The organism is Bacillus sp. cl96 (genome assembly GCF_900100505.1).
GTDB lineage: Bacteria > Bacillota > Bacilli > Bacillales > Bacillaceae_G > Bacillus_A > Bacillus_A cereus.
On record NZ_FNDM01000002.1, the window covers coordinates 252,056 to 273,901 of the forward strand.

The window sequence follows — 21,846 nt, forward strand, 5'->3', positions numbered from 1 at the left end:
TTATTTTAGTACGAGCTATTTTAATGCTTCAAATAAAAAGTAGTATATCTACTTTTAGAAAGGTAGTGAAGGTGGTAAATGAAAAATAAATGGTTTATAAAGTGGCTTGGATATGTAAAAGTGCGAATTGAAGGTAGAGGAGCGGAACGGTTTGTTAATGAATGTGTACGGAGGAATTTATTAGTTTGGGATGTTAAAAAGATAGCTGATGAAACGTTAGTTTTTTGTATGTTGTTACGCGATGTGAAAAAAATAAAACCAATTTATAGAAAAAATGAATGTAAATTATATTTTATTGGACGTTATGGTTTTCCTTTTTGGAATAAACGTTTAATTAAAAACAGTGGATTTTTAATTGGTTTTTTAATTTTCTTTTTTGGTGTGATTGCAATGTCAAATATGGTTTGGAAAATTGAAATTACAGGAGCTAAACCTGAAACAGAATATATATTGATGAAAGAATTGGATAAAATGGGTATTAAAAAAGGGAAACTACAATTTCAAATGCCGAATGTAGAAGATGTACAACGCCATTTGACAGATAATATTAATGCCATTACTTGGGCGGGACTAGAAGTAAGGGGAACGACTTATCATTTTAAAATTGTTGAAAAAAACGAACCGAAGAAAGAAAAGGAACAAAGGCCGCAAAATTTAGTAGCAAAAAAAGAAGCGATTATTACAAAAACGTTTGTAGAAGTTGGAAAGCCGGTTGTACTGAAAAATGATCATGTAGAAAAAGGACAGATTCTCGTATCGGGAATATATGGTAATGAGGAAAGTCCGACGATTGTTTCAGCGAAAGGTATTGTATATGGCGAAACGTGGTATACATCTAAGGTGGATGTCCCGTTAAAGACGCAATTCCAAGTGTATACTGGTAATGTATACAATGAACATTTTCTTAAATTTGGGGATACGAAAATAAAAATATGGGGATTTCAGCATGATAAGTATAAACGCTCTCGTACTGAAAGTGTAAAGCATGATGTGAAATTATTTGGTTTTACACTGCCGATTGCATATGAAAAAGATGTTGTGAGAGAAGAGGAAGAAGCGAATCGAGAATATACAGAAAAGCAAGCGCTGAAAGTAGCGAAGGAGATGGCCGAAAAAGAACTAAAGAAAAAATTGGATGAACATGCTATGATTGTAAGTGATAAGATTTTGAGTAAAGAGGTTGAGGCGGATCAACTAAAAGTCACATTGCATTATACTGTGGTTGAAAATATTGCAGAGCCACAACCAATATCCGAATCCGATATTCAAGGAGACTGAGTAATGGCAGAACAATTAGTAGAAATGAACCAACAATTGGAAAATGCTAACGAAGCAATCGCTCTTTTTGGAGTTAATGATGCGCATTTAAAAGTAATTGAACGAGAACTGAATGTATCGATCGTAACTAGAGGAGAAACTGTTCATGTATCTGGGGCAGTTGAAACGGTGGCACTCGTAGAAAAAATCTTACAGCAATTACTTGTTGTAATTCGTAAAAGTATATCAATTTCAGAGAGAGATGTTGCGTATGCGATTCAGCTTGCACAACAAGGGAAAATTGCTCAATTTGAAGAGTTATATGAGGAAGAAATTTTCAAGACTGCAAAAGGTAAATCCATTCGTGTAAAAACAATGGGGCAAAGAAGATATATTCATGCGATGAAGAAGAATGATATTGTCTTTGGGATAGGGCCTGCAGGAACTGGAAAAACATATTTAGCTGTAGTAATGGCTGTGAGGGCTTTAAAACAAGGATATGTAAAGAAAATTATTTTAACAAGACCTGCTGTAGAAGCTGGAGAAAATTTAGGTTTTTTACCAGGGGATTTGAAAGAGAAGGTAGATCCATACTTACGCCCGTTATATGATGCTTTACATGATATTCTTGGACAAGAATATACGCAGCGTATGATGGAGCGAGGAGTAATTGAAATAGCTCCGCTTGCTTATATGAGGGGGCGTACGCTTGATGATTCATTTGTTATTTTAGATGAGGCTCAAAATACAACGGGTGCTCAAATAAAAATGTTTTTAACAAGATTAGGTTTTAGTTCTAAAATGGTTATTACAGGGGACCCTTCACAAGTAGACTTGCCAAAAGGGGTAAAATCAGGGCTATCTATAGCTGCTAATATTTTATCTGGTGTATCAGGTCTGTCATTTATTACATTAGAACAAACGGACGTTGTGAGACATCCATTGGTGCAACGTATTATTGAGGCATATGATAAAATGGAATGATCCTATTTGTCAGGATCATTTCTTTTTGTATGATAAGGTTGGCGAACGTCATATTTTTTACTATCATGAAAGATAAGGAAAATAAACTATTGGTACTAGTGTATAAAATATTGCCTCAAAGTATCGTTTGGTAGAAGAAATGAAAGCTATAAATAGTTTCACTTTATTTCTGGAGAGGAGAAGGTATTGAAATCATGTCAAGATCTCAAGAAATTTCTAAGTGGTTTCGTAATTTACAACATTCGAAAAAACTAAGTTGGATTTCTTACGTTGTGTTAGGAGCAGTGCTGTTTTTTGCGCTTATGAATAATGTAAAACCAGAACAATTAGATGTTAATATGTATTCTATTGCGAAAAAGACAATCCATTCTCCTATAAAAATTGAAGATAAAGTTACAACGGATAAAAAGAAAAAAGAAGCCGCTACAAAAGTTGAAGATCAATATACATATAAAAGTGAGTATAAACAAAACAAAGTTGATATTGTGAATGACGTCTTTGCTAAAGTGGATGAAGTGGTGCAAGAGATTAAAGCTGTTGGACCGGATGATCAAAAAAAGATGACTGATGCTGAGAAAGTGGACAAGTTAAAAAAGAAACTACCCGCTGACTTAACGAAAGAGTTATCTGATTCAAACTTACTGAATTTGATTAATGCAGATCCGAGCCAATTAGTATTAGCGAAAGATGCTGCGGTCACAGCGATTAATAGTATCATGACTGAGCATATTAAAATGGACGAATTGAAAGATGCGAAAGAACGATATGTAAGTGAGATGAATAGTGTTAATGTTGATAATGGTTTAAAAGAATCAATTAAGGCGCTAGGAAGATATGCAATTTCAGCTAACTATTTTTATGACCCAATCTTAACGAAAGAGAAGAGAAAAGCAGAGGAAGATTTAGTTCCACCTGTTTATATTCTTCAAGGACAAGTTCTTGTTAGAGAAGGTGAAACAATTTCAAGTGATGTGTATAATCAGTTGAAATTAGTTGGTTTGTTAGAAAAAGGGAACGGTTTTCAACCTTATGTTGGATTAGCGGTACTCATTGGTGTGTTACTATACTTTATGCATAAACAATTTGAATTATTTTTAAAGAGAAAAAGAGAAGATAGACCGTATGTTTTAGCGTATATTACAATTTTGTCTATCACAATCGTCTTAATGAAAATCATTAGTTTGTTTCAAAAACTTGAATACGCAGGGATTGCATATGTTGTCCCAGTTGCGATGGGAACAATACTTGTAAAACTAATGATTGGTGATCGATTTGTCTTTTTAACGAGTATGATTTTTTCTGTATGCGGAAGTATTATGTTTAATGAAGGAGTAACGAGTACATTAAATTATAGTGTAGGGATTTACGTATTGTTAAGTTCGTTATCGGTTAGTATTTTCTTGCGAGAAAAAAATCGTCGTACAATGATTTTACAAGCTGGTATACTCGTTTCTGTATTAAATGTAGTCGTATTGGCGGCGCTTTTATTATTACGTAATGGGAATTTTTCGCCTCTTGAAATTGGTACGCAATTATTAATGGCTTCACTTTCAGGGATTATATCATCCGTTTTGGCTATGGGGATTTTACCATATTTAGAAAGTGGACTTGGAATCGTATCAAGTATGAAGCTTATGGAACTATCAAGTCCAAATCATCCGCTTTTACGCAGAATTTTGTTAGAAGCGCCAGGGACATATCATCATAGTGTAATGGTAGCGAATCTTTCTGAGGCTGCTTGTGAAGCAGTTGGGGCAAATGGTGTATTAGCGCGTGTAGGGGCATATTATCATGATGTAGGAAAAACAGTACAACCGCAATTCTTTATTGAAAACCAAATGGGAATTAAAAACCCGCATGATAAATTAGATCCTGTAACGAGTAAAGATATTATAATTGCTCACGTAACGGATGGAGTAAGAATGCTCGAAGAATATCATATTCCACAAGAAATTATTGATATCGCTGGGCAACATCACGGTACAACGTTACTGAAATATTTTTATTATAAAGCTATTAAAGAAGATAAAGAAAAATATACAGAAGAGATGTTCCGTTATCCAGGTTCAAAAGCAACTTCGAAAGAATCGGCAATTGTTGGTATTGCTGATAGTGTAGAAGCTGCGGTACGTTCTATGAATCACCCAACGCCAGAACAAATTAATAATTTGGTGCAAAGTATTATTAAAGATCGACTGCAAGACGGTCAATTTAGTGAATGTGATTTGACGTTTAAGGAACTACAAATCGTTGGAAAAACGTTGTGTGAAACGTTAAATGGTATTTTCCATTCGCGTATTACATATCCGGAACCTCCGGAAGAAAAGGAGAAAGAATGAGTTTGTTAATTGATTTTATTGATGAAACAGAAGAAGTAAAAGAAGAGTATATGAGTTTAATTCGTGAAGTGTTAGAAAAAGCAGCTCAAATGGAAAATATCGAGGATGGTGCGGAGGTATCGGTGACATTTGTAGATAATGAGCGCATTAGAGAAATTAATCGTGATTACCGAGATAAAGATCAACCTACAGATGTAATATCCTTTGCCATGGAAGAGATGGGAGAAGGAGAAATGGAGATTGTTGGTGCAGAGATGCCGCGCATGTTAGGGGATCTTATTATCTCTATTCCAAGGGCGAAAGAGCAAGCTGAAGAGTACGGACATTCTTTCGATCGTGAACTTGGATTTTTGGCGTTACATGGCTTTTTACATTTACTTGGTTATGATCACATGACAGAAGAAGATGAAAAAGAAATGTTCGGAAGACAAAAAGAAATTTTAGAAGCTTTTGGATTAGGACGATGAAAAAAGGAAAACTTATAGATAGTTTTGGATATGCTATAGCTGGTATATTCTTTTGTTTTCGTCATGAACGAAATATGAAAATCCATTATTTAGCCGCAGTCATTGTTATATGCTGCGGCTTTTATTTCCATATTACGAAAATAGAGTGGATGATATTACTTATTGTAATAGGGAGTGTAATGAGTTTAGAGATGGTAAATACGGCTGTGGAAAAAACGGTAGATTTAGCGACTGCCGATATTCATCCGTTTGCAAAAATTGCAAAGGATGTTGCGGCAGGAGCGGTTTTATTGTTTGCAATTATAGCTGTTATAATTGGTGCTATTATCTTTTTACCGTATATGGTATAGTTGCATTCCGAAGCTTTTATTAAGCTTTGGAAGTGCCGTAAGGGCCTTTAATGAGAGAGTGTATCTCTTCATAGCTGTGAACAGGAAGGATGCGGGAATATGAATAGTAAACAATTAATTCTAGAAGCAATCGAAGCGCGTAAACAAGCGTACGTACCATATTCTAAATTTCAAGTAGGTGCAGCATTATTAACGCGCGATGGAAAAGTGTATCGTGGATGTAATGTTGAGAATGCATCATATGGCTTATGTAATTGTGCTGAAAGAACAGCTTTATTTAAGGCGGTTTCTGAAGGGGATAACGAATTTGTAGCCATTGCGGTTGTAGCAGATACAAAGCGTCCAGTACCTCCTTGTGGAGCATGTCGACAAGTTATGGTAGAATTATGTAAACAGGATACGAAAGTATACTTATCAAACTTACATGGTGACGTTCAAGAGACGACAGTCGGAGAATTGTTACCAGGAGCATTTTTAGCGGAGGATTTACATGAATAGAAAAGGTTATAAATCAGGTTTTGTCTCTATTATTGGCAGACCGAATGTTGGAAAATCTACATTTTTAAACCGTATTATCGGCCAGAAAATTGCTATTATGAGTGATAAGCCACAAACGACTCGTAATAAAATTCAAGGTGTATATACAGAAAATGATGCACAAGTTATTTTCATTGATACACCAGGAATACATAAACCTAAACATAAATTAGGCGACTTCATGGTAAAGATGGCGCAAACGACATTAAAAGAAGTTGATATTGTTCTGTTTATGGTTAATGCAGTTGAAGGATTTGGTCGTGGTGAGGAATTCATCATTGAGAAATTAAAAGAAACGAAACAACCAGTATTTTTAGTCATTAATAAAATTGACCAACTTCATCCAGAGCAATTACTAGAGTTAATTGATCAATATCGTAAACTACATGAGTTTGCAGAGATTGTACCAATTTCTGCGTTAGACGGTAATAATGTGGACGCTTTAATTGGGACAATTAAAAAGTATTTACCAGAAGGACCACAATACTATCCAGAGAATCAAGTAACGGATCATCCGGAGAGATTTATTATTGCAGAGCTTATTCGTGAGAAAGTACTACATTTAACACGTGAAGAAGTGCCGCATTCTGTGGCTGTTGTTATCGATGCGATTCAAAAGCGTGAGGGCGGGGCAGTTTATATAAATGCAACGATTGTTGTTGAACGTGCATCACAAAAAGGAATCATCATCGGAAAACAAGGAAAAATGTTAAAAGAAGTTGGTAAGCGAGCTCGTTTTGATATTGAAGCGCTACTTGGTTCTAAAGTATTTTTAGAAGTATGGGTAAAAGTGCAAAAAGATTGGCGTAATAAAATGTCTCAGCTTCGTGACCTAGGTTTCCGCGAGGATGAGTACTAAAATAGAGTAAAGTTGTAATCAGTGGATGGTTGGTTCATCCACTGATTATTGGTTTTTATGAACTTTGATAAATTAGGAAAAATTTTTCTCACATGAAAATGGACAAAATGGGTCAATTTAATAACAACAAAGGAAATTGGTTTATAGGCTACGCTTATTGAGAAAGGTGGATTCTTATGCTAGATTTTACCTGGAAGTTTTTCTCCAAAACAGGAAGCATTGAAACGTACTTGCTTTTGAAAGAAATGGAAAAAGACGTAAACGATGAGATGGATCAACATGAAGAGGAGCTAGCGCATCTAGACTCTCCAATTTCTTGACCCGTTTTGTTCAAACCTTGGATGGTGACGAACATGTTTCAAAAAGTTGAGGGCATCGTTATCCGTACGACAGATTACGGAGAAACGAACAAAATTGTTACAATATTCTCAAGAGAACTTGGTAAGGTAAGTGCAATGGCAAGAGGGGCAAAAAAACCGAAAAGCCGATTAGCATCTGTGTCGCAATTAATGACACATGGCCATTTTCTAATTCAAATGGGATCTGGGCTTGGAACATTGCAACAAGGCGAGATTATTTCAACTATGAAAGAAATTCGCGAGGATATATTTTTAACTGCTTATGCATCATTTATTGTTGAGTTAACTGATAAAGCAACAGAAGATAAAAAACATAATCCGTATTTATTTGAAATGTTATATCAAACGTTGCATTATATGTGTGAGGGTGTTGATCCAGAAGTATTATCATTAATTTATCAAACGAAAATGCTTCCGGTATTAGGGATGCGCCCGTACTTTGATACATGTGCGATTTGTCATCAAGAAACAGACTTTGTCGCCTTCTCCGTCAGGGAAGGCGGTTTTCTGTGCTCACGTCATGCAGAGCAAGACCCATATCGTATACCGGTAGGAGAAGCTGTTCATAAATTATTACGTCTTTTCTTCCATTTCGATTTACATAGGCTCGGAAATGTATCGGTAAAGGATAGCACAAAAAAACAAATGCGTTTAGTATTGAATACATATTATGATGAATATTGCGGAATTTATTTGAAATCAAGACGTTTTTTAGAACAACTTGATAAGTTTCAAATATAATTTTGGGCCGTATACGGTCCTTTTTACATACTTTCTTTTTCGAATAGCATATTTAGTATATAATATTTAAGAGATAGTATAACTTTTTTCGTTGTGCATTAAAGGTGGTGATTATCATAGAGCTGAATAAACGGCAAGAACATATCATTCAGATTGTAAAAGATCACGGTCCTATTACAGGGGAATCAATTGCAGCGCAATTGGGTCTAACACGTGCGACGCTAAGACCAGACTTAGCAATTTTAACGATGGCTGGTTATTTAGAAGCACGTCCACGCGTAGGTTATTTTTATACGGGTAAAACTGGGGGGCAGCTATTATCTGAAGCTGTTAAGAAAATTAAAGTACAAGATTATCAATCTAGACCGGTTGTAATTGATAAAAATGTTTCCGTATACGATGCAATTTGTACGATGTTTTTAGAGGACGTTGGTACATTGTTCGTTGTAGATCAGATGACTCTATTAGTTGGTGTTGTGTCTCGTAAAGATTTATTAAGAGCGAGCTTAGGAAAGCAGGATTTAACCTCTCTTCCGGTTAATATTATCATGACAAGGATGCCAAACATTGCGATGTGTCGTAGAGAGGATTCTTTATATGATATTGCGATGGAATTAATAGAAAGACAGATTGATGCAATGCCAGTTGTAAAAGATACGAAACAAGGTTTAGAAGTGATTGGGCGAATTACAAAAACAAATATTACACGTGCGTTTGTAAATTTAGTAAATAACGAATAAGTGTAATTTGTTTAAAGTGAGGTAATGTAATGGATAATAAAATCGTATATGTCGTATCTGACTCTGTAGGGGAAACGGCTGATTTGGTTGTTCGAGCAGCAATGGGGCAATTCCCGTTTGCTCCTGATATTAGACGTGTACCGTATGTAGAAGATACAGGGACATTAAAAGAAGTGATTTCGATTGCTAAGAGTAATCAAGCACTTATATGTTTTACGTTAGTTAAGCCTGATATGCGCCAGTATTTAGTAACAGAGGCTGCAAAAGAAGGGGTAGAGGCATACGATATTATCGGCCCTCTTATTGATCAAATTGAAGAAATTACGGGGCAAGTGCCGAGATATGAGCCAGGTGTTGTCCGTAGGTTAGATGAAGAATACTTTAAAAAGATTGAAGCGATTGAGTTTGCTGTGAAGTATGATGACGGCAGAGATGCACGAGGTATTTTAAAAGCAGATATCGTGTTGATTGGTGTTTCGCGTACATCAAAAACACCACTTTCCCAATATTTAGCTCATAACAAACGCTTGAAAGTTGCGAATGTACCACTCGTGCCAGAAGTTGACCCACCTGAAGAACTATATCAAGTGGCAAAAGAAAAATGTTTCGGTTTGAAAATTACGCCAGATAAGTTAAATCATATTCGAAAAGAACGATTAAAATCACTTGGATTAAGTGATGGAGCAACATATGCAAATATTAATCGTATTCAAGAAGAAATTGATCACTTTGAGGAAGTAATTAGTAAAATAAATTGCCAAGTAATCGATGTATCGAATAAAGCGATTGAAGAAACAGCAAATATTATTGTGAATGCAGTGCAAAACCAAAAAATGTTTTAGCACATTTACCAAAGGTGAATGTGCTTTTTTCGCTCGTGTGAAATATGATACCTATGGATTTTGTAATAGATTGTAGTGTAATGGTTATACTTATACTCCTTTGTCTTTTAGTATATTCAAGGTGTGAGTTTGTCATCCTGAAATGTAAGATGAAAAAATAAAGGGATATGTAGCGTAGTTGAAGAAAATATATTATAATAAAAAATTGTGATAAAAACCTATATTTTACGTTTAGACTTTAATTTTTCAGAATAAACTAGGGATAGGATTTACGAAAAAGACATGTAATTACGTTAAATCGACAAAATCTATACAAGAAAACGCACATTATGGAAGGATTCACAGAAGGGATGTAGAATACAGAAATATGCAAAACATCAACAACATATTAGTTGGTGTAGATGTATATCCCGTGAAGGCTGAAATTGTGCAAGTTGGAGCGGAATTTCATGTCGGAATTTTGTTTGTCGCATCATATGCTCATCCTTTAAGGAAATAGCAAGGCAATTGGATCATTGTAGATACTGAACAAAATGGAGTTGATTGTTATATGGATCAACATGAAAAAGTTACAGATCTCAAGATCAAACAGTATATGTGGCTTGCTACTCTTCTTGGAAAAAGGTGTATATGTATTGTTTCTAAGAGATACATTTGTAACAGATGAGCAAATGTATACAATTTTATATAGCAAGTATGTATATGCGATTTATGCAGATAAAGGACCTATAGGAAAGGTTCAAAATCGTTTATACAATGTAATCGGCAACACTTTCTAACAAGTTTAGAAAAATATTGTCGAATTATAAAGGAATTTTTTAATTTATATCGAATACAAAATACGACACGGAGATGGAGTTATGGGGAACAGAATTCCCGAAGAAGTTGTTGAACAGATTCGGACATCATCCGATATTGTAGAAGTCATTGGTGAATACGTTCAACTTAGAAAACAGGGGCGTAACTATTTCGGCCTTTGTCCATTTCATGGTGAGAATTCTCCTTCATTCTCTGTTTCATCTGATAAGCAAATTTTTCATTGCTTCGGATGTGGAGAAGGTGGAAATGTATTTTCCTTTCTAATGAAAATGGAAGGACTGGCTTTTACCGAGGCTGTTCAAAAGCTAGGCGAAAGAAATGGAATTGCGGTTGCAGAGTACACATCAGGACAAGGACAACAAGAAGACATATCTGATGACACTGTCATCATGCAACAAGCTCATGAATTATTGAAAAAGTATTATCATCATTTATTAGTAAATACGGAAGAGGGAAATGAAGCACTTTCATATTTATTAAACCGTGGTATTACGAAAGAGATGATTGAGAAGTTTGAAATTGGTTATGCATCACCTGCTTGGGATGCGGCGACGAAAATTTTACAAAAAAGAGGTTTATCGCTGTCTAGTATGGAACAAGCTGGCCTTCTAATAAGAAGTGAGAAGGATGGTAGTCATTACGATCGCTTCCGTGGAAGAGTTATGTTCCCGATCTATACGTTACAAGGTAAGGTGATAGCGTTTAGTGGAAGGGCGTTAGGGGATGACACTCCGAAATATTTAAATAGCCCTGAAACACCGATTTTTCACAAAAGTAAATTGTTGTATAACTTCCACCAAGCAAGACCGTTTATTAGAAAGCGTGGGCAAGTGGTTCTTTTTGAAGGATATGCCGATGTACTAGCTGCGGTAAAAAGTGGTGTGGAAGAAGCTGTTGCGACAATGGGAACAGCTTTAACTGAAGAACAAGCAAAACTTCTGCGACGTAACGTTGAAACTGTTGTTCTTTGCTATGATGGTGATAAAGCAGGGCGAGAAGCGACGATGAAAGCAGGGCAATTATTGCTAAAAGTTGGTTGCCAAGTGAAAGTCACATCCTTGCCAGATAAGCTTGATCCTGATGAATATGTGCAACAATATGGGACTACCGCTTTTGAAAATCTTGTGAAATCAAGTGTGAGTTTTGTTGGTTTTAAAATAAATTATTTGCGTTTAGGGAAAAATTTGCAAGATGAGTCTGGCAAAGAAGAATATGTGAAAAGTGTTTTAAAAGAGTTATCGTTGTTACAAGATGCGATGCAGGCAGAGTCATATTTGAAGTCATTATCGCAAGAATTTTCGTATTCAATGGAAACACTTTTGAATCAATTGCACCAATATCGCAAAGAACAAAAGGTACAGCAAAAACAAATAAAGCAGGTTGCTAAACCGTCTCAAGTCGTTCAAACAAAACCGAAGTTAACAGGTTTTGAAAGAGCGGAAAGAGAAATTATTTACCATATGTTGCAAAGTGCAGAAGTAGCTGTTCGTATGGAATCCCATATAGAAGATTTTCATACAGAAGAACATAAAGGGATTTTATATGAACTATACGCATATTATGAAAAGGGAAATGAACCTTCAGTCGGAACATTTTTAAGTTGGCTCTCTGATGAAAAGTTGAAAAATATTATCACTGATATTTCGACGGATGAATTTATTAATCCAGAATACACAGAAGAAGTGTTGCAAGGCCATTTGGAGACGCTTAGGCGGCATCAGGAAAAACTTGAAAAGATGGAGATCATCTTTAAAGTGAAACAAATGGAAAAAACAGATCCTGTAGAGGCTGCTAAATATTATGTAGCATATTTACAAAATCAAAAAGCGAGAAAATAGCTTTTTTGATAAAGTTTTAGTATAATGAATGTTTGTATCTCGCGTAAGGAGGGGAACAGATGGCTGACAAACCAGCTCGTTCTAAACAAATTGAAACTGAAATGACCCTTGAGCAAGTGAAAGAACAACTCACTGAGCTCGGAAAAAAACGTGGCGTTCTTACATATGAAGAGATTGCAGAACGCATGAATGGATTTGAAATTGAATCCGATCAAATGGATGAATACTATGAATATTTAGGTGAACAAGGCATTGACTTAGTTGGTGATAATGACAACGAAGAAGGCCCTAATAATCGCCAAATTTCAAAAACAGAAGAAGAGTTTGACCTCAATGATTTAAGTGTACCACCAGGGGTTAAAATCAACGATCCTGTTCGTATGTATTTAAAAGAAATTGGTCGTGTAGACTTACTATCTGCAGAAGAAGAAATTCGACTTGCAACGCGTATTGAAGAAGGCGATGAAGAAGCGAAACGTCGTCTTGCAGAAGCAAACTTACGTCTTGTAGTAAGTATTGCAAAGCGCTATGTAGGCCGTGGTATGCTTTTCTTAGACTTAATTCAAGAAGGTAATATGGGTCTAATTAAAGCTGTTGAAAAGTTCGATTATCGTAAAGGTTTCAAATTTAGTACGTATGCAACTTGGTGGATTCGCCAAGCTATTACACGTGCCATTGCAGACCAAGCGCGAACAATTCGTATTCCAGTCCATATGGTTGAAACGATTAACAAGTTAATTCGTGTACAACGCCAATTATTACAAGATTTAGGTCGTGAACCGTCTCCTGAAGAGATTGGTGAAGAAATGGATCTTGCTCCAGAAAAAGTACGTGAAATCTTAAAAATTGCACAGGAGCCAGTTTCTCTTGAAACACCAATTGGTGAAGAAGATGACTCCCATTTAGGTGACTTTATTGAAGACCAAGAAGCAACATCGCCTGCGGACCATGCAGCCTATGAATTGCTAAAAGAACAATTAGAAGATGTGTTAGATACGCTAACAGATCGTGAAGAAAATGTTCTACGTCTTCGTTTCGGTTTGGATGATGGACGAACTCGTACGCTTGAAGAAGTTGGGAAAGTATTTGGCGTAACGAGAGAGCGTATCCGTCAAATTGAAGCAAAAGCACTTCGCAAATTAAGACATCCAAGCCGTAGTAAGCGTCTTAAGGATTTCTTAGAATAGGTTATTTTTTAAGTTTACTTCACCATTGTGAAGTAAACTTTTTTATTTTGTTAATTTTTGTTAAAATTTAGCTATCGGCAACGATTACAATTTCTTGTAATTTATTTTACAGAATTGTCTTTTGATTTGCAAATGCTCATTTTTCGATTTTTCGATTAATTTTGTTTATTCTATACAAAAATATATGTAGAAAAGCGAAAAATATGATGAGAAACGTTAATAATTATCGAAATAATAAGCGATATGACAATAAAAAACAATAAACTGAATTTATGGAATATTTTTAACAAGTGGTAGTTTACTCTTTTCTGATAGAGCGTTTTCAAGTACAATGGAAATGACTGAATCATCTAACTATTTAGGGGTATAGAGGGGGGAGAAGAGATATGAAACGTAATCCGCTGATTCCGTTCGCTCTTATTGCAGCATTGGGTATTATCGTTATGTTTGTATTTTCATTTCAGGGGCTAAATAAATCTAAAGAGTTAGCTGATGCAAAAAATGGCGGGAAGCCAGCACAAACGGCATCAAAACCAGAAGATATTGTGAAGCAAAGCTGTACGAGCTGCCATGGTGATCAGTTACAAGGGGCAGTTGGACCTAACTTGCAAAAAATTGGTGGGAAACTTTCAAAGGATGAAATTAAAGAAATTCTTTCGAAAGGAAAAGGCAATATGCCTGCCAATATAGTTCCAGCTGATCAAGCCGCTAAAGTAGCTGATTGGTTATCGAAGAAAAAATAAAGTTCCGTATGACAAGCCTTTTGCTTATGCAAAGGGCTTGTTTTTCTATATTTTCTAAAATACGATGAATGATAGAGCAGTGAATTGTTGTTATGGGCTTGCAACAACTACTATAAATTCATTATCATGGAGACAGACTGACAAGAGAAGGAGTAATGGAAATACATGAATGAAGTAAAGCTTTCAAAACGATTAGAAGAAGTTGTACGTGAAATACCAGTAGGATCTACAGTCGCTGATATTGGATCGGATCATGCGTATTTACCGTGTTATACAATTATAAATAATATTGCTACAAAAGCAGTTGCAGGAGAGGTTGTAGATGGACCATTTCGCTCTGCGCAAGCAACTGTAGCTGAAAGTGGTTTACAAGATAAAGTAGATGTGCGTAAAGGGAATGGATTAGCTGTTATCGCACCAGGAGAAGTAGATGTAATTACGGTTGCCGGAATGGGCGGAGCGTTAATTCGTGACATTTTAGAAAGTGGTAAAGAAAAATTAGAAGGTGTAACACGTTTAATTTTACAGCCTAATATTGCAGCGCATCATATTCGTGAATGGTTTATTGAGAATGGTTGGGAGCTTATCCATGAAAAAATCGTAAAAGAAGATGGGAAAATTTACGAAATTTTAGTAGGGGAGCGAGGAAATGTTGCAGCGCCTTACTCTGAAAATAAACAAGCTGAATTGTTTATGGGACCATTTTTAATAACAGAAAAAAGTGAAGCCTTCGTTGAAAAATGGGAAGGAGAATTAAAAAACTTCCAAAATATTTTAAAACAGTTAGAACGTGCGGCTGATTCTGAAGAAACAAAGGCGAAGCGTGGGGAAGTAGAAGCGAAAATGAAAATGATAGGGGAGGTTTTATCATGAGTAAAATTCCAAATGGCCATGAAATTATTTCTTTATTTGAAAGTATGTATCCGAAGCATTTGGCGATGGAAGGAGATAAGATTGGACTGCAGATTGGAGCGCTTAATAAACCCGTGCGGCACGTATTGATTGCGTTAGATGTAACGGAAGAAGTTGTGGATGAAGCAATTCAATTAGGGGCAAATGTCATTATTGCTCATCATCCTTTAATTTTTAACCCGTTAAAAGCGATTCATACAGATAAGGCGTATGGGAAAATTATTGAAAAGTGTATTAAAAATGATATTGCAATCTATGCAGCGCATACAAATGTGGATGTTGCTAAGGGCGGGGTAAATGATTTACTTGCTGAGGCGTTAGGATTGCAAAATACAGAAGTTTTGGCACCGACATATGCAGAAGAAATGAAAAAAGTTGTTGTGTTTGTGCCAGTCACTCATGCAGAAGAAGTAAGGAATGCATTAGGAGACGCAGGTGCTGGTCATATCGGCAATTATAGCCACTGTACGTTTAGTAGCGAGGGTACAGGCACATTTGTACCTCAAGAGGGGACAAATCCTTATATCGGGGAAACTGGACAGTTAGAACGTGTAGAAGAAGTGCGAATCGAAACGATTATTCCAGCTTCATTACAGCGGAAAGTGATTAAAGCAATGGTAACGGCGCACCCTTATGAAGAAGTAGCATACGATGTGTATCCGCTTGATAATAAAGGTGAAACGTTAGGCCTAGGAAAAATAGGATACTTACAAGAAGAAATGACGCTTGGTCAATTTGCAGAACATGTGAAACAATCATTAGACGTGAAGGGCGCAAGAGTTGTCGGTAAGTTAGACGATAAAGTGCGTAAAGTAGCTGTACTTGGTGGAGATGGTAATAAATATATAAACCAAGCGAAATTTAAAGGAGCAGATGTATATGTAACTGGTGACATGTACTATCATGTTGCTCATGATGCGATGATGCTCGGTTTAAATATAGTTGACCCAGGACATAATGTTGAAAAAGTAATGAAACAAGGTGTACAAAAGCAATTACAAGAAAAAGTGGATGCAAAGAAACTCAATGTACACATTCATGCTTCGCAGTTACATACAGATCCATTTATATTTGTATAAGAAAAATAAAAACCGTTGCTCATGCAAGCAACGGTTTTTATTATTGTTCTTTTTTCACTTTCACGCGAGGTAATATTTTTTGTAACGGTACTTTTCGAACTCTTTCCCATGTAGCGGGATTCATTGGGTTATATTGCTCTAAGAAAGCGATAACTTCTTTCGTAATTGGCGTTGGAGTAGAAGCACCTGCTGTAACAGCTACGTTTTCTACACCTTGTAGCCACTCTAATTGAATTTCGCTTACATCAGCAACTCGATATGCTTTTGTACCCGCGATTTCTTGTGATACTTGTGCTAAGCGATTTGAATTGTTACTTTTCGGATCACCAACAACAATTGTTAAGTCTGCAACATCAGCTTGTTTAGCGACAGCTTCTTGGCGAACTTGAGTTGCTAAACAAATTTCTTTATGGAATTCTGCTGTTGGGAATTTTTTTTGAATGTCCTCCATTAAATGTTGAACATCCCATTGACTCATCGTTGTTTGATTTGTTACTAAAATTTTATCTGTTGGGATTTCTAATGTTTTTAAATCATCGGCTCTTTCGATAAGGTGAACGATGTCAGGTGCAATACCAACTGCGCCTTCTGGCTCTGGATGATTTTTTTTACCGATATAAATGACATGATACCCTTCCGCTTTCTTAGCTTCGATAAGGTCATGCGTCTTGGTAACATCTGGGCAAGTAGCATCGATTGTTGTTAAACCTTTTTCTTTTGCGCGTTGTTTAACTTCTGGAGAAACACCGTGTGCAGTGAAAATAACAGTACCAGAATCAATTTTATCTAAAATTTCTAAGCGACTTGGACCGTCTAATGTGATGATTCCATCTTCTTCAAAAGCGTCTGTAACATGTTTATTGTGAACAATCATACCTAAAATATAAATGGGTCTCGGCAATGATTTATCTAATGCGGCGTTACGTGCAATTACCATTGCATCGACAACACCGTAGCAATAACCACGAGGGGAAATTTTAACAATTTTCATATGAGTAATCCTCTCCTTCTAAACAAGGGATACTTTTGTGCATAGTCTTTTACATTATAAAGGAGGAGTGGATAGAAAACAAAGGATTGTTACACATATAGTTTTGGTTTTGTTGCTGTTTGTTGAACTGGTTCTTTCGGTAACTCTTTTTCTATTACAGGTTCAATCACTATTTTCTTTCGTTTTCGTTTCTTTTTTTGAGGTGCAGGAGGCGGACTTTCTACTTCAACTGGCTCTGTTACATTTTCCGTTTGATTTTCTTCCGTGCTTTTTCCAGAGGTGAGGATTTTAACAATGCTTGGTAGACTACGCATAATAGGACCGTACTGTTCGACGACAGGACCTACAGATTGAACGACTTGGGATACTTTTTCGATGTTATTTATCATATTAGTTGGATTTGAAATTAAGTTCGAAAAAAAACTGCCGATGCCACTGCTTGCTGTTGCCGCAGCTGTAGTTGTGCCCCCGCGCGTTTCAGTTGATTCATACATTTGAGGCGGTATCATTTGCTCAGGATATTGCTGCATGTATGGTTGATATTGTGGATGTTGCTGCGGATATTGTTGTTGGTATTGCTGCGGATATTGCTGTTGATATTGGGGCGGTGGTGGTTGCTGATGCATCATCGGTTGCCCTTCCATTTGTCGGTAAGGTGGAACCATTTGCATAAAAGGCTCGGTTGGATCGTGTTTTTTAAAAAGCTTAGCAAGAAAACCTTTCTTTTTTTGTGCCATTGGTGGTAGTTGTGGAATTGGATATGGTGTATAAGGTTGCTGCCCTGGATTCGGATACATTTGCCTTGTAGGGGATTTCGGAAACATGTGAGAAATCCTCCTTTCTTCAGTTAGGTATATACACATACAATATGCAATAAAAGGGAAGAAGGTTAGTTTTTGAAGTGAAAACCTAAACTAAAGATGGATTTTACTTGTAGATTTCGATATAATGTAGACTTGACTGATTTGTGCGCGCAGTAGAAATTTTAGAAAGAAGGTGTAACTTATGACACAACAAACTTTTACACAGTATGATTTTAAACCATTTTTAATAGATGCAGTTCGTGAACTACGCTTTACAGAGCCGACAGGAATTCAGCAGAAAATTTTCCCAGTCGTGAAAAAAGGTGTAAGTGTAATTGGACAATCCCAAACAGGTTCTGGGAAAACACATGCATACTTACTTCCTACATTAAACAGAATTAATGCAAGTCGTGAAGAAGTACAACTTGTTATTACAGCGCCTACTCGTGAGTTAGCACAACAAATTTACGAAGAAATCGTGAAATTAACAAAGTTTTGTGCGGAAGACCAAATGATTACAGCACGTTGTTTAATTGGTGGAACTGATAAACAACGTTCAATTGAGAAATTGAAAAAACAACCTCATATCGTAGTTGGGACACCAGGACGTATTAAAGACTTAGTTGAAGAACAAGCATTATTTGTTCATAAAGCAAATACGATTATTGTCGATGAAGCAGACTTAATGCTTGATATGGGATTCATTCATGATGTAGACAAAATTGCAGCACGCATGCCTAAAAACTTGCAAATGTTAGTTTTCTCTGCAACAATTCCTCAAAAACTAAAACCGTTTCTGAAGAAATATATGGAGAATCCAGAGCATATTCATATCAATCCAAAACAAGTTGCAGCTGGAAACATTGAACACTATTTAGTGCCTTCTAAACATCGTAATAAAATTGATTTAGTGCATAAAATGCTACTTCAATTTAAACCGTATTTAGCAGTTGTTTTCACGAATACGAAAAAGATGGCAGACCAAGTTGCTGATGGATTAATGGAACGTGGCTTAAAAGTTGGACGAATTCATGGGGATTTATCACCACGTGATCGTAAAAAAATGATGAAACAAATTCGTGACCTTGAATTCCAATATATTGTTGCGACTGATTTAGCAGCACGTGGTATTGATATTGAAGGGATTAGCCATGTTATTAACTATGAGCTACCATCAGATTTAGATTTCTTCGTTCACCGCGTTGGAAGAACAGCACGTGCGGGGCATTCTGGTATTGCAGTGACGATTTATGATCCAGCAAACGAAGAAGCGTTAGATAGCTTAGAAAAACAACGTCATATCGAGTTTAAACATGTAGATTTACGTGGAGATGAGTGGGCAGATTTAGGTGAGCGTCGTCGTCGTAAGAGCCGTAAAAAACCAAATGACGAACTTGATGTTATGGCAACGAAAGTTATTAAAAAACCGAAAAAAGTAAAACCAAACTATAAACGTAAACTTGCAACAGAACGTGACAAAGTGAAGAGAAAATATAGCAATAAAAAAAGATAAGGGGTTTCCCTTATCTTTTTTTAATCCCGCTAATTTAAATGAAGAGTATAGTCTGTCTAAATAGTCATATGAATTTGTGTAGTGCGTCTTTTGTGAACAAACAATTCACTACATATTTCTACAAATTATGCTATCATTATATCTATTGTATATTGAAGAGGTGATTGTATGTTAAAGATTGGATCTCATGTTTCTATGAGTGGTAAGAAAATGTTATTAGCAGCAAGTGAAGAGGCTGTTTCATACGGTGCAACAACGTTTATGATTTATACAGGTGCACCGCAAAATACACGAAGAAAACCAATTGAAGAATTGAACATAGAAGCAGGAAGAAAACATATGGAGCTGAACGGAATTGAGGAAATTATCGTCCATGCGCCGTATATTATTAATGTTGGGAATACGACGAAGCCAGAAACATTCCAATTAGGCGTAGACTTTCTTCGCATGGAAATTGAAAGAACATCGGCATTAGGTGTAGCGAAACAAATTGTTCTTCACCCAGGAGCGCACGTTGGTGCTGGAGCAGATGCTGGTATTCAACAAATTATTAAAGGGCTTAATGAAGTGTTAACGCCAGAACAGACGGTTAACATTGCGTTAGAGACGATGGCAGGAAAAGGAACAGAATGCGGTCGTAGCTTTGAAGAAATTGCAAAGATTATTGATGGTGTAAAATATAATGAAAAGCTATCCGTATGCTTTGATACGTGTCATACGCACGATGCAGGATATGATATTGTAAATGACTTTGACGGCGTATTAAACGAATTTGATAAGATCGTTGGTATAGATCGTTTACAAGTACTTCATATTAATGATAGTAAAAATGTACGCGGAGCAGGAAAAGACCGTCATGAAAACATTGGATTTGGTCACATTGGGTATAAAGCATTGCATCACATTGTACATCATCCACAGTTAATGCATGTACCAAAAATTCTTGAAACACCGTATGTAGGGGAAGATAAAAAAGATAAGAAGCCACCATATAAATTGGAAATCGAAATGCTGAAAAACGGCACTTTTGATGAAGGGCTTCTTGAAAAAATTAAAGCGCAATAAGGAGGGGAAATCCCCTCCTTATTTTAGTAGTTGCTGAAATAATGTATTTACTTGTTGGGCAGTGGCAGGGGAAGTTACTTTTGCGATCTGTTTTAAGAGCTCTAGTCGCTCGTTGTTATCGTAAATATTAATATTTTTACCCTTCATAAGTAAAACGATTTGGTCAGCTTGTGCGGCTGTAATAGGAACTTCGTATTCTTTGCTATATTTTAATAACTCTTTTGTAGAAATATGATTTAATTTTTTATTAACAATTTGTTTAATGAGGTTCATCTTATTATCCTCCTTCACGCGTTCTTCTATCGAAATATATGAGCATGTAGCTTGTACATATTCGTATGGAGTTTCTTTTTTCATGAGGAAAAGAAGCGTATGTTATAATATAAGGACAAAACTACAGAAAAAGAGTAAAGGGAGGACTTATGGAGCAAAAGCAACATCGAAAAGAAAGTGTTATTCATCTCATTTATCGTTTAGTTATGATTATTTTTGGAGCAGCATGCGCGGCGGTAGCAATTGAACTATTTTTAATGCCAAATAAAATTATTGATGGTGGAATTATTGGTATTTCTCTTATATTAGATTATCTTACTCCTAACATTTGGTGGTTAAGTTTTTCTACTTTAGTCGTTGTTCTCAATATCCCATTTATGTATTCCGGTTATAAGCAAATTGGAAAAACATTTATGTTATCTTCGACATTTGGTATTGTAGCGTTAGCTTTCATTGAGTCAACGTTACATGCGGTACCACCATTTACAACAGAACCTATTTTAGCGACAGTGTTTGGTGGTCTTATTTTAGGTCTTGGTGTAGGACTTGTAATTCGTCATGGTGGATCGCTAGATGGAACTGAAATTATGGGGATTTTATTAACGAAGAAATTACCATTCTCTGTTGGTGAATTCGTAATGTTTGTGAACTTATTTATTTTTGCATGGGCAGCATTTGTGTTTGGTGTGGAACAAGCGATGTATTCTGTTATGACGTACTATATCGCATTTAAAACAATCGATACAGTAATTCAAGGGCTAGATGAAACGAAGGCGGTTTTAATTGTATCTGATCAATATGAGGAAGTATCAAACGCGATTTTGCATCGTCTTGGCCGTGGAACGACAAAGCTTGTAGCAAAAGGTGGTTACACGGATAAAGAAAAAGAAGTTATTTATGCAGTTGTAACGCGTCTAGAAGTGACGAAATTAAAGTCAATTGTGCATGAAATTGATGAAAATGCGTTTGTTACGATTATGAGCACGCAAGAGACAAATGGTGGTAAGTTTAAATCGGCTATTCACTAAAAGTTTATAGGAATATTTTTTGAAAGCAGAGAATTTTTCTCTGCTTTTTGTTATAATAGTAAGGTTTCTTGAAAAAATAGATATATTTTAGGCAGATTGGTTTACAACTATAATAAGCTG

General features: G+C 36.1%; 24 protein-coding genes. 21 read left to right on the forward strand and 3 right to left on the reverse strand.

The genetic code is table 11. The features are described from left to right. The first annotated feature begins 78 nt into the window (after positions 1 to 78). From yqfD to BLT20_RS05745, 18 genes are all read left to right on the forward strand, one after another. Complete coding sequence (gene yqfD / locus BLT20_RS05660) at positions 79 to 1,278, forward strand: sporulation protein YqfD (protein WP_000792498.1); 1,200 nt, start codon at positions 79 to 81, stop codon at positions 1,276 to 1,278. Between the two features lie 3 nt (positions 1,279 to 1,281). Next, entirely contained in the window at positions 1,282 to 2,241 is a 960-nt protein-coding gene (locus BLT20_RS05665; protein ID WP_000840501.1) for a PhoH family protein, read from the forward strand. A 194-nt stretch (positions 2,242 to 2,435) separates the two neighbouring features. Further along, complete coding sequence (locus BLT20_RS05670; protein WP_000091510.1) at positions 2,436 to 4,580, forward strand: HD family phosphohydrolase; 2,145 nt, start codon at positions 2,436 to 2,438, stop codon at positions 4,578 to 4,580. Beyond that, positions 4,577 to 5,047 (forward strand): rRNA maturation RNase YbeY, encoded by a 471-nt coding sequence (gene ybeY, locus BLT20_RS05675; RefSeq protein WP_000054684.1) that lies wholly within the window; start codon positions 4,577 to 4,579, stop codon positions 5,045 to 5,047. Before BLT20_RS05670 ends, ybeY begins: the two co-directional genes overlap by 4 nt. Then, complete coding sequence (locus BLT20_RS05680; RefSeq protein WP_000715464.1) at positions 5,044 to 5,397, forward strand: diacylglycerol kinase family protein; 354 nt, start codon at positions 5,044 to 5,046, stop codon at positions 5,395 to 5,397. Before ybeY ends, BLT20_RS05680 begins: the two co-directional genes overlap by 4 nt. Positions 5,398 to 5,496: 99 nt before the next feature. Beyond that, on the forward strand, positions 5,497 to 5,895 hold the full coding sequence (locus BLT20_RS05685) for a cytidine deaminase (RefSeq protein WP_001086283.1): 399 nt from the start codon (positions 5,497 to 5,499) through the stop codon (positions 5,893 to 5,895). After that, a complete protein-coding gene (gene era, locus BLT20_RS05690; RefSeq protein ID WP_001080230.1) occupies positions 5,888 to 6,793 on the forward strand; it encodes a GTPase Era in 906 nt (301 codons plus the stop codon). The genes BLT20_RS05685 and era overlap by 8 nt, the downstream gene beginning before the upstream one ends. Before the next feature lie 176 nt (positions 6,794 to 6,969). Continuing rightward, a complete protein-coding gene (locus BLT20_RS05695) occupies positions 6,970 to 7,113 on the forward strand; it encodes a YqzL family protein (protein WP_000883924.1) in 144 nt (47 codons plus the stop codon). A 33-nt stretch (positions 7,114 to 7,146) separates the two neighbouring features. Next, positions 7,147 to 7,893: a DNA repair protein RecO gene (gene recO, locus BLT20_RS05700; RefSeq protein WP_000487009.1), complete on the forward strand. Its 747-nt coding sequence runs from the start codon at positions 7,147 to 7,149 to the stop codon at positions 7,891 to 7,893. 107 nt (positions 7,894 to 8,000) lie between these two features. Continuing rightward, positions 8,001 to 8,633, forward strand: coding sequence for a transcriptional regulator CcpN (locus tag BLT20_RS05705; protein WP_000583756.1), 633 nt, complete (start codon positions 8,001 to 8,003; stop codon positions 8,631 to 8,633). A gap of 29 nt (positions 8,634 to 8,662) precedes the next feature. Beyond that, positions 8,663 to 9,475, forward strand: a complete 813-nt coding sequence (locus BLT20_RS05710; protein WP_000368944.1) for a pyruvate, water dikinase regulatory protein — start codon at positions 8,663 to 8,665, stop codon at positions 9,473 to 9,475. 367 nt (positions 9,476 to 9,842) lie between these two features. Next, positions 9,843 to 9,974 carry a hypothetical protein gene (locus BLT20_RS30935; protein ID WP_002024806.1) on the forward strand — a complete coding sequence of 44 codons (132 nt, stop codon included), beginning with the start codon at positions 9,843 to 9,845 and terminating at the stop codon, positions 9,972 to 9,974. A 61-nt stretch (positions 9,975 to 10,035) separates the two neighbouring features. Then, entirely contained in the window at positions 10,036 to 10,254 is a 219-nt protein-coding gene (locus BLT20_RS30500) for a hypothetical protein (RefSeq protein ID WP_002164428.1), read from the forward strand. Between the two features lie 81 nt (positions 10,255 to 10,335). Continuing rightward, positions 10,336 to 12,132: a DNA primase gene (gene dnaG / locus BLT20_RS05725; RefSeq protein ID WP_000528221.1), complete on the forward strand. Its 1,797-nt coding sequence runs from the start codon at positions 10,336 to 10,338 to the stop codon at positions 12,130 to 12,132. 59 nt (positions 12,133 to 12,191) lie between these two features. Continuing rightward, positions 12,192 to 13,319 carry an RNA polymerase sigma factor RpoD gene (rpoD, locus tag BLT20_RS05730; RefSeq protein ID WP_000764065.1) on the forward strand — a complete coding sequence of 376 codons (1,128 nt, stop codon included), beginning with the start codon at positions 12,192 to 12,194 and terminating at the stop codon, positions 13,317 to 13,319. Between the two features lie 386 nt (positions 13,320 to 13,705). Further along, entirely contained in the window at positions 13,706 to 14,062 is a 357-nt protein-coding gene (gene cccA, locus BLT20_RS05735) for a cytochrome c550 (protein WP_000828141.1), read from the forward strand. 165 nt (positions 14,063 to 14,227) lie between these two features. Then, a complete protein-coding gene (locus BLT20_RS05740; protein ID WP_001006542.1) occupies positions 14,228 to 14,935 on the forward strand; it encodes a tRNA (adenine(22)-N(1))-methyltransferase in 708 nt (235 codons plus the stop codon). Then, positions 14,932 to 16,053 (forward strand): Nif3-like dinuclear metal center hexameric protein, encoded by a 1,122-nt coding sequence (locus BLT20_RS05745; protein ID WP_000036243.1) that lies wholly within the window; start codon positions 14,932 to 14,934, stop codon positions 16,051 to 16,053. The genes BLT20_RS05740 and BLT20_RS05745 overlap by 4 nt, the downstream gene beginning before the upstream one ends. 40 nt (positions 16,054 to 16,093) lie before the next feature. On the opposite strand, the gene BLT20_RS05750 is transcribed toward BLT20_RS05745, so the two are convergent. Together BLT20_RS05750 and BLT20_RS05755 are read right to left on the reverse strand one after the other, a co-directional pair. Continuing rightward, complete coding sequence (locus BLT20_RS05750; protein ID WP_000706662.1) at positions 16,094 to 17,044, reverse strand: 4-hydroxy-3-methylbut-2-enyl diphosphate reductase; 951 nt, start codon at positions 17,042 to 17,044, stop codon at positions 16,094 to 16,096. Between the two features lie 89 nt (positions 17,045 to 17,133). After that, positions 17,134 to 17,868, reverse strand: a complete 735-nt coding sequence (locus BLT20_RS05755) for a YqfQ family protein (protein WP_000484167.1) — start codon at positions 17,866 to 17,868, stop codon at positions 17,134 to 17,136. A 181-nt stretch (positions 17,869 to 18,049) separates the two neighbouring features. On the opposite strand from BLT20_RS05755, the gene BLT20_RS05760 reads away from it, so the two are divergent. Both BLT20_RS05760 and BLT20_RS05765 read left to right on the forward strand, forming a co-directional pair. Next, positions 18,050 to 19,360, forward strand: coding sequence for a DEAD/DEAH box helicase (locus tag BLT20_RS05760; protein ID WP_000194017.1), 1,311 nt, complete (start codon positions 18,050 to 18,052; stop codon positions 19,358 to 19,360). 168 nt (positions 19,361 to 19,528) lie between these two features. Continuing rightward, positions 19,529 to 20,425: a deoxyribonuclease IV gene (locus BLT20_RS05765; RefSeq protein WP_000912460.1), complete on the forward strand. Its 897-nt coding sequence runs from the start codon at positions 19,529 to 19,531 to the stop codon at positions 20,423 to 20,425. An 18-nt stretch (positions 20,426 to 20,443) separates the two neighbouring features. Here the strand turns inward: BLT20_RS05765 and BLT20_RS05770 are convergent, their stop codons facing one another. Continuing rightward, positions 20,444 to 20,698, reverse strand: coding sequence for a DUF2624 domain-containing protein (locus BLT20_RS05770; protein WP_001048954.1), 255 nt, complete (start codon positions 20,696 to 20,698; stop codon positions 20,444 to 20,446). Between the two features lie 149 nt (positions 20,699 to 20,847). On the opposite strand from BLT20_RS05770, the gene BLT20_RS05775 reads away from it, so the two are divergent. After that, entirely contained in the window at positions 20,848 to 21,726 is an 879-nt protein-coding gene (locus BLT20_RS05775; protein WP_000435963.1) for a YitT family protein, read from the forward strand. Positions 21,727 to 21,846 lie beyond the last annotated feature (120 nt).

Bases quoted from the DNA above. Each gene is read 5' to 3' on its own strand.
- BLT20_RS05770 (WP_001048954.1), bottom strand. From the start codon at position 20,698: ATGAACCTCATTAAACAAATTGTTAATAAAAAATTAAATCATATTTCT.
- BLT20_RS05740 (WP_001006542.1), top strand. From the start codon at position 14,228: ATGAATGAAGTAAAGCTTTCAAAACGATTAGAAGAAGTTGTACGTGAA.
- BLT20_RS05710 (WP_000368944.1), top strand. From the start codon at position 8,663: ATGGATAATAAAATCGTATATGTCGTATCTGACTCTGTAGGGGAAACG.
- BLT20_RS30935 (WP_002024806.1), top strand. From the start codon at position 9,843: ATGCAAAACATCAACAACATATTAGTTGGTGTAGATGTATATCCCGTG.
- BLT20_RS05685 (WP_001086283.1), top strand. From the start codon at position 5,497: ATGAATAGTAAACAATTAATTCTAGAAGCAATCGAAGCGCGTAAACAA.
- BLT20_RS05775 (WP_000435963.1), top strand. From the start codon at position 20,848: ATGGAGCAAAAGCAACATCGAAAAGAAAGTGTTATTCATCTCATTTAT.
- BLT20_RS05760 (WP_000194017.1), top strand. From the start codon at position 18,050: ATGACACAACAAACTTTTACACAGTATGATTTTAAACCATTTTTAATA.
- BLT20_RS05750 (WP_000706662.1), bottom strand. From the start codon at position 17,044: ATGAAAATTGTTAAAATTTCCCCTCGTGGTTATTGCTACGGTGTTGTC.
- era (WP_001080230.1), top strand. From the start codon at position 5,888: ATGAATAGAAAAGGTTATAAATCAGGTTTTGTCTCTATTATTGGCAGA.
- BLT20_RS05695 (WP_000883924.1), top strand. From the start codon at position 6,970: ATGCTAGATTTTACCTGGAAGTTTTTCTCCAAAACAGGAAGCATTGAA.
- BLT20_RS05745 (WP_000036243.1), top strand. From the start codon at position 14,932: ATGAGTAAAATTCCAAATGGCCATGAAATTATTTCTTTATTTGAAAGT.
- BLT20_RS05755 (WP_000484167.1), bottom strand. From the start codon at position 17,868: ATGTTTCCGAAATCCCCTACAAGGCAAATGTATCCGAATCCAGGGCAG.
- dnaG (WP_000528221.1), top strand. From the start codon at position 10,336: ATGGGGAACAGAATTCCCGAAGAAGTTGTTGAACAGATTCGGACATCA.
- BLT20_RS30500 (WP_002164428.1), top strand. From the start codon at position 10,036: ATGAAAAAGTTACAGATCTCAAGATCAAACAGTATATGTGGCTTGCTA.
- rpoD (WP_000764065.1), top strand. From the start codon at position 12,192: ATGGCTGACAAACCAGCTCGTTCTAAACAAATTGAAACTGAAATGACC.
- BLT20_RS05680 (WP_000715464.1), top strand. From the start codon at position 5,044: ATGAAAAAAGGAAAACTTATAGATAGTTTTGGATATGCTATAGCTGGT.
- BLT20_RS05665 (WP_000840501.1), top strand. From the start codon at position 1,282: ATGGCAGAACAATTAGTAGAAATGAACCAACAATTGGAAAATGCTAAC.
- recO (WP_000487009.1), top strand. From the start codon at position 7,147: ATGTTTCAAAAAGTTGAGGGCATCGTTATCCGTACGACAGATTACGGA.
- yqfD (WP_000792498.1), top strand. From the start codon at position 79: ATGAAAAATAAATGGTTTATAAAGTGGCTTGGATATGTAAAAGTGCGA.
- cccA (WP_000828141.1), top strand. From the start codon at position 13,706: ATGAAACGTAATCCGCTGATTCCGTTCGCTCTTATTGCAGCATTGGGT.
- ybeY (WP_000054684.1), top strand. From the start codon at position 4,577: ATGAGTTTGTTAATTGATTTTATTGATGAAACAGAAGAAGTAAAAGAA.
- BLT20_RS05765 (WP_000912460.1), top strand. From the start codon at position 19,529: ATGTTAAAGATTGGATCTCATGTTTCTATGAGTGGTAAGAAAATGTTA.
- BLT20_RS05670 (WP_000091510.1), top strand. From the start codon at position 2,436: ATGTCAAGATCTCAAGAAATTTCTAAGTGGTTTCGTAATTTACAACAT.